At 62.1% G+C, this 6,599-nt stretch carries 6 protein-coding genes and 1 pseudogene; 3 read left to right on the top strand and 4 right to left on the bottom strand.

From position 1 onward, the window contains the following. A partial coding sequence (locus ABSE61_RS36460) for an aspartyl/asparaginyl beta-hydroxylase domain-containing protein (protein ID WP_423875998.1) occupies positions 1-736 on the top strand: 736 nt, incomplete at its 5' end. A gap of 16 nt (positions 737-752) precedes the next feature. Here ABSE61_RS36460 and ABSE61_RS36455 read toward each other — a convergent pair. Beyond that, on the bottom strand, positions 753-2,555 hold the full coding sequence (locus ABSE61_RS36455; RefSeq protein WP_423875997.1) for an ABC transporter ATP-binding protein: 1,803 nt from the start codon (positions 2,553-2,555) through the stop codon (positions 753-755). 330 nt (positions 2,556-2,885) lie between these two features. Between ABSE61_RS36455 and ABSE61_RS36450 the strand changes: the two genes are divergently transcribed. Further along, on the top strand, positions 2,886-3,254 hold the full coding sequence (locus ABSE61_RS36450) for a cupin domain-containing protein (RefSeq protein ID WP_423875996.1): 369 nt from the start codon (positions 2,886-2,888) through the stop codon (positions 3,252-3,254). Here ABSE61_RS36450 and ABSE61_RS36445 read toward each other — a convergent pair. From ABSE61_RS36445 to waaF, 3 genes and pseudogenes are all read right to left on the bottom strand, one after another. Then, positions 3,251-3,787: a D-glycero-alpha-D-manno-heptose-1,7-bisphosphate 7-phosphatase gene (locus tag ABSE61_RS36445; protein ID WP_423875995.1), complete on the bottom strand. Its 537-nt coding sequence runs from the start codon at positions 3,785-3,787 to the stop codon at positions 3,251-3,253. The two genes, ABSE61_RS36450 and ABSE61_RS36445, sit on opposite strands and share 4 nt — an antisense overlap. 10 nt (positions 3,788-3,797) lie before the next feature. Then, positions 3,798-4,366: pseudogene (locus ABSE61_RS36440) on the bottom strand (D-sedoheptulose 7-phosphate isomerase). 68 nt (positions 4,367-4,434) lie between these two features. After that, positions 4,435-5,490 (bottom strand): lipopolysaccharide heptosyltransferase II, encoded by a 1,056-nt coding sequence (waaF, locus tag ABSE61_RS36435; RefSeq protein ID WP_423875994.1) that lies wholly within the window; start codon positions 5,488-5,490, stop codon positions 4,435-4,437. A gap of 161 nt (positions 5,491-5,651) precedes the next feature. On the opposite strand from waaF, the gene rfaD reads away from it, so the two are divergent. Beyond that, positions 5,652-6,599, top strand: a 948-nt coding sequence (gene rfaD, locus ABSE61_RS36430) for an ADP-glyceromanno-heptose 6-epimerase (protein ID WP_423875993.1), incomplete at its 3' end; no start/stop codon positions are given.

Genomic DNA, 6,599 nt, shown 5'->3' with positions numbered 1-6,599 from the left:
CGAGGAATTTCCCGAGCTCGCCAAGCTGAACGAGAACTGGCAGACCATCCGCGACGAGGCGGTTCGGCTGTTCGATGAGGGATTTATCCGCGCCGCCGCCAATAACAACGATTGGGGTTTCTATTCGTTCTTCAAGAGCGGCTGGAAGCGTTTTTACCTGAAATGGTACGATGACTTCTTGCCGTCGGCGCGCGCGCTGTGCCCGCAGACGGTGGAGCTGTTGAACTCGATCGCGAGCGTGCATGGCGCGATGTTTGCGATGCTGCCGCCCGGCGGCAAACTTGGCGCCCATCGCGATCCCTTTGCGGGCTCGCTGCGTTATCACCTGGGTCTGGTGACGCCCAATTCCGATAAATGCCGGATCCTGGTCGACGGCGTGCCGTGCGTCTGGCGCGACGGCGAGGCCTTCATGTTCGACGAGACCTTCATCCACAGCGCAGAGAACGCGACCGAGACCAACCGCATCATCCTGTTTTGCGACGTCGAGCGCCCGATGAAGTACTCCTTCATGACGGCGATGAACCGCTGGGTCAGCCATCACGTCGTCAAGGCGTCGGCGACCCAGAACGTCGATGGCGAGCAGGTCGGCGTGCTCAACAAGGTGTTCGGCAGGCTCTACGAGATCCACCTGTTCGGCCGCCGTATCAAGGAATGGAACCGCCGGGTGTATTACGCGCTGAAATATTCGCTGACCTTTGCGTTGCTCGGCCTGATCGTGGCCTCCGCCCTCAGATAATCTCCAAACGACGTGATTACACGGCCGCGCTGACCGGTGTCAGATAATTGGTGTCGCGCTGCTGCAGGCGGAAGAACGAGGCGTAGCGGCCGCCGCGCCGTAACAGGTCCTCGTGACGGCCACGTTCGACGATCTCGCCGGCTTCCACCACCAGGATAGCGTCCGCATGCATGATGGTGTGCAGGCGATGGGCGATCACGATGGTGGTGCGATTTTGGCAAAGATGCTCGATCGCCTCCTGCACCTGCTTTTCCGATTCCGAATCCAGCGCCGCGGTCGCTTCATCGAGCAGGATGATCGGCGCGTCCCGTAACAATGCGCGGGCGACCGCGATGCGCTGGCGCTGGCCGCCCGAGAGTTGCGCGCCATGTTCGCCGACCGGGGTGTCGTAGCCGAGCGGAAAGCCCATGATGAAGTCGTGTGCGCAGGCTGCCTTCGCGGCCTCGATGATTTCGGCTTCGCTCGCGTCTTCCTTGCCGAACGCGATATTGGCGCGGACGCTGTCGCGAAACAGATAGACGTCCTGCCCGACATAGCCGGTCTGCTGGCGCAGCGAGCGCCGCGACACGTCCGATATCGACTGGCCGTCGATCAGGACTGTGCCTTCCTTGATCTCGTAGAAGCGCAACAACAACGCGAGCACCGTCGATTTTCCGCCGCCGGAGGGGCCGACCAGCGCGGTGACCTTGCCGGGCTCGGCGACGAAGCTCATGCGGTTCAGCACCGGCTCGTCTTGCCGATAGGCGAACGACACATCCCGGAATTCGATGGTGGCGTCGGAGAGTTTCAACGCCGGCTTGTCGTCATCGTTCTGTTCGGTGGCCGGGCTGTCGATGACTTCCAGCAGCATGCGCGCGCCGACCAATTGACTGTTGAGATCGATGTTGAGCCGCGCCAGACGCTTGGCCGGTTCGGTCGCCATCAGGAAGGCGGTCATGAACGAGAAGAACTGTCCGGGCGTCGAGTTGAGCGCGACCACGCTGTAGCCGGCATAAAGCAGGCAGCCCGCAACCGCAAAACCGCCAAGCATCTCCATCAGCGGGTTCGAGCGGTTGGAGACCCGCGCCATCTTGTTGGCGTTGTGTTCGACGGCTGCGATGTTGCCGTCGATGCGCCGCTGCATCGCCTGTTCCAGCGTGAATGCCTTGACGGTGCGGATGCCTTGCAGCGATTCCTGCATGGTCTCCATGATGTTGGCGGTGCCGGTGAACTGGGTGTGCGCAAGGCCCTTGATGCGCTTGACGAGTTTGCGCAGCATCAGCATCGCCGGCGGCACGGCGACGAGACCGATCAGGGACAGGATCGGATCCTGCGACACCATCACGGCAATCATCGCGATCAGGACCAGGAAGTCGCGGCCGATCGCATTGATCAGCATGTTCAGGAGATCGGTGATGGCTTTGGCGCCGGCGGTCATGCGCGCCAGAAATTCCGACGAATGGCGTTCGGAGAAAAAGCCGATGCTTTCGCTCATCAGCTTGGCAAACAGCTGCCGCTGATTGTTGGCGAGGATGGCGTTGGAGATCTTCGACAGGATCACGGTGTGGCCGTAGGTCCCGATGCCCTTGATAAACAGCAACAGCACCGTGACGCCGGAGAGCGCCGCGATGCCCGCCACGTTCTTGTTGACGTAAGCCTGATTGATCACTTGCCCGAGCACGTAAGTCGCGCCTGCGCTTGCGGCTGCGACCACCGCCATCAAAGCAAAGGCGGTCAAATATTGCCGCCAGTAGCCGAGCCCTTGTTCGACCACCAGACGGCGGATCAGGACCGCCGCGCCATAGGGATCATCGGTGATTTTCTTGGGAAATTCAGCCATCCACGTTCCATTGACGAAAGTGCGGCTCTCGCGCCCTTTGGTCAGGGTTGCTTCCCGAAACTTCTGCCTGCTTGCCCGCATCGGCGGGGTTTTTCAAGCAAATTCGACCCCCGAATCAGGGTCCGCAAGACGGTCCAGACTTGCACATCAGTGATCGAGATATAGCGGACTTTGCCTGTTACCTGACCGTACTGCCATTCTGACCTAAAACGAATGGGCTTAGCTTGCAGGGCGATAATTTTGCCCGCAAGACTGTTGCAGGGAGTCGGAGTGCCGTTGCGGCTCTCGTCGTTTCCTGTCGATTGCGGTTGATACGCAAGGAAGACCGATATGATCAAGTCGAGAAATGCTGACGTCGAGGCGGTAGTTGTAAGCGCCGTTGAGGGTAAACCGGTGTATGGCGGCCATATGCTCGTCAAGCCGCTGATCAAGGGCGACGAGATGACATTTCTCGAGATTCATTATGCGGCGGGAGTCGGCGCCCCGCTTCACACGCATACGCATGAATCGGTTGCCTATGTTGTGAAGGGCAAAGTGAAATCGACGGTCGGCTCGGAGGAATTCATCATGGGACCTGGCGATGTTTGCCGGCACCCCACAGGAGTCCTCCACGGCCTGGAGGCCATCGAAGACTCCGTCGTGGTCGAGATCAAGTCGCCGGCGCCTGACATCGGTGCCTTCTTCGCGATGCGACGCTAAATCCGGGACGCCAGAATATCCGCCACGAAGGCATCAATGTCGCCGCCCGCGAACAGAAAGCCGGGCAGGCCGGCCGCGTCGGCCGCCTCTAAGTCGCTCTCGCGATCGCCGATCACGAAGCTGCCCTCGTGACGGACCGGCCAGTGCTTCATCAAGTCGTGAATCATGCCGGGCTTCGGCTTTCGCCAGTGATGATCTTCGAGATAACCCGCAACCGATCCGTCCGGATGATGCGGGCAATAGCGGATGTCGTCGATGACGGCGCCTTGCGCGGCGAGCTCGGCGCGCATCCAGTCGTGCAGGGCGTTGAGAGCTTCCTCGCTGAAGAAGCCGCGCGCGACGCCGGATTGATTGGTGAAGAAGAACACGAAATAGCCGGCCTCGTTCAGCCGCCGGATCGCTTTTGCCGCATTTGGCATCCAGCGGATGCGGTCGCGGGTGCCCATATAGCCGTCGTCGTAATTGATGACGCCGTCGCGGTCGAGAAACGCCGCCGGTCGCGGCGCGGAGTGGGGAGAACTGTTGCCGTTCATGTTTGGACCACTAGGATCCCTGCATCAGCGTTTGCTCGATCACCTCGCAGATGCCGTGCGCGAACGCCATATGAATTTGCTGAATGACCGCGGTGTCGTCGCTCGGCGCTACCAGCAGATGATCTTGGCGCCGGTGAAACCCACCGTGATCAGTCCATGCTGCCGTGCGGCCTTCAGTGCGGCCAGAATGTTCGGCGAGCGGCCCGAGGTTGTCAGCGCGAGCAACACGTCGCCGCGGCGGCCGACCCCTTCGACCTGGCGCGAAAACACATGTTCGAATCCGTAGTCGTTGCCGATCGCCGTCAGCGCCGACGTGTCGGTGGTCAGCGCGATCGCGGCATAGGCCGGGCGATCTCTCTTGTAGCGGCCGACAATTTCGGCGGCGATGTGCTGGGCGTCGGCGGCGCTGCCGCCGTTGCCTGCGATCAGGAGCTTGTTGCCGGCGCGCAAGCCGGTCGCGATGACGTCGGCGATCTTACGCGCCGCGTCGAGCAGGCTTTCGTCCTGGCCCGCGCGCTCAATCGCGTGACGCGAAAGCCTCAGATGCGCGGCAATAGGGTCTTTTGAGGTTGGGCTCAAGCGTCGGCGTCCATGTTGGTTCGTCTTTGGTAATCACGACACCAAGCTCGTGCAAGCGCGTATCGTGCTTAATGCGCAGCAGCAACCAGCTTCATGACTTCCTCGGCCACGTCGGATGCGGGGATATCCCGCATACAGCGGTGATCGTTCATGGTGCAGACCGGGCGATGGCAGGGCTGACACGGCACGGTGGTCTTGGTTAGGATGGTTGCCGCCAGGCCATTGATCGGCGCCCAGTGATAAGGGCTGGTCGGGCCGAAAATGCCCATGGTCGGCGTGCCCAAAGCGGCCGCGACATGCATCAGGCCGGAATCGTTACTGACCGCAAGCTGTGCGGCCGCCATCGCCAAAACGCCGTGGCGAAGATCGGTGCCGGTGAGGTCGCGTACCCGCGCGCCGCCCGCGGCGACCATCTCGGCGGCGATTGCCTTCTCGCCGGGGCCGCCGATCACCCAAACGTCCAGGCCCCGCTCGGCCAAAAGCTTTGCGGCTTGCGGGTAATAACTCCAGCGCTTGGAGGAGCCGACCGATCCCGGCGCGAGCGCCACCGCGGCCCCTTGGCCGAGACCGTTTGTCTGCCGAAAACGCATCACTTCGTCGTGCGGCACCCGCAATTGCGGAACCGGCCATTCCCGCGGCCGGGCTGCGCCATCGGGCAGCGCCAGGACGGCATTCTTGTCGATATGGCGGGGCAGGGCCCGCTCGCCCCAGCGCCATCGGTTGAGAACGCCGAATCTGGCTTCGCCGACAAAGCCGATTCGTTCGGGGATTCCGGCCAGCGCCGGCGCCAGTGCCGACTTCCAGGTCCGGGGAAGGACCAGCGCCGTGGCGTATTTCTTGGCTTTGAGGGCCGCGGCGAGGCACCGTTGTTCGGCCAGCGCTAGCCGGCTGCGCGGCAGGTCCCAGACCACGCCGGCACGTACCCCCGGCATGTAATCGACCAGCGGCGCGCATAAGGTCGTGGTCAGGAGGTCGACTGGCCGATTGGGAAAGCGCTGATTCAGCACCCGCACCACGCTGTGGCCGCGGACGAAATCGCCGATCCACATATACGGCACGATCAGAATCGGCCTTGCATCGCTGGCGTCTTCCACAGCCACGGAATGGTCTGAATCAACGTTCATAATTTAAGGGGCCTACCCATGGCCGTCTCGGTAACGGCTCCGCGCAGGCACGTAAAGTCTCTAAACTCGGGTCTCAACGGCCTTCACTATGCGGGTTAGCCGAAGTTGCTTGGCGGGCCCGGTTAAGGCAAAGCTTGAACATCTCAACAGGCAGGTGCGGAATGCTGCTGGTGACCGGTGGGGCCGGTTTTATCGGGTCGAATATCGTGGCCGCGCTCAACGAGGCGGGCCGCACGGATGTGGCCGTCTGCGATCTGCTCGGCGACAGCGGCAAATGGCGCAACCTCGCCAAACGCCAGCTTGCCGACATCGTGCCGCCGGCTGAACTCCTGGCCTGGCTCGACGGCCGCAAGGTCGATGCCGTCATCCATATGGGCGCGATCTCCGAGACCACGGCGACCGATGGCGATCTCGTGATCGAGACCAATTTCCGTTTCTCGATGCGGCTCTTCGACTGGTGCACCGCGCATGCGGTTCCTTTTATCTATGCCTCCTCGGCCGCGACCTATGGGGATGGCACGCAGGGCTTTGCCGACGCCCCGTCGCTGGCCGCGCTGAAAACCCTGCGGCCAATGAATCTCTACGGCTGGAGCAAGCATCTGTTCGACGTGGCGGTGATGGAGCGCGCCGCGCGGGCCGAGAAGCTGCCGCCGCAATGGGCGGGCCTGAAATTCTTCAACGTGTTCGGGCCCAACGAATATCACAAGGGCACGATGATGAGCGTGCTGGCGCGCCGCTTCGACGACATCAAGGCCGGGCACGGAATCGAACTCTTCAAGTCGCATCGCGACGGCATTGCCAACGGCGATCAACGGCGCGACTTCATCTATGTCGATGACGTGGTACGGGTGGTGATGTGGCTGCTCGCGAGTCCGTCCGTTTCCGGCCTCTTCAATGTCGGCACCGGCAAAGCGCGCAGCTTCAGGGATCTGATGCTGTCCGCTTACGCCGCGCTGGGAGCCAAGCCCAATATCCGCTATATCGACATGCCCGCCTCCATTCGCGACAGCTACCAGTATTTCACCGAGAGCGAGGTCGATCGCTTGCAGCGCGCCGGCTATAACGGCGGCTTCACCGCGCTCGAAGAGGCGGTCACACTTTACGTCAAG

The organism is Bradyrhizobium sp., assembly GCF_049519115.1.
Lineage (GTDB): Bacteria > Pseudomonadota > Alphaproteobacteria > Rhizobiales > Xanthobacteraceae > Bradyrhizobium.
Note: the sequence above shows the minus strand (reverse complement) of the source record. Positions and strands in the feature narration are given on the sequence as shown.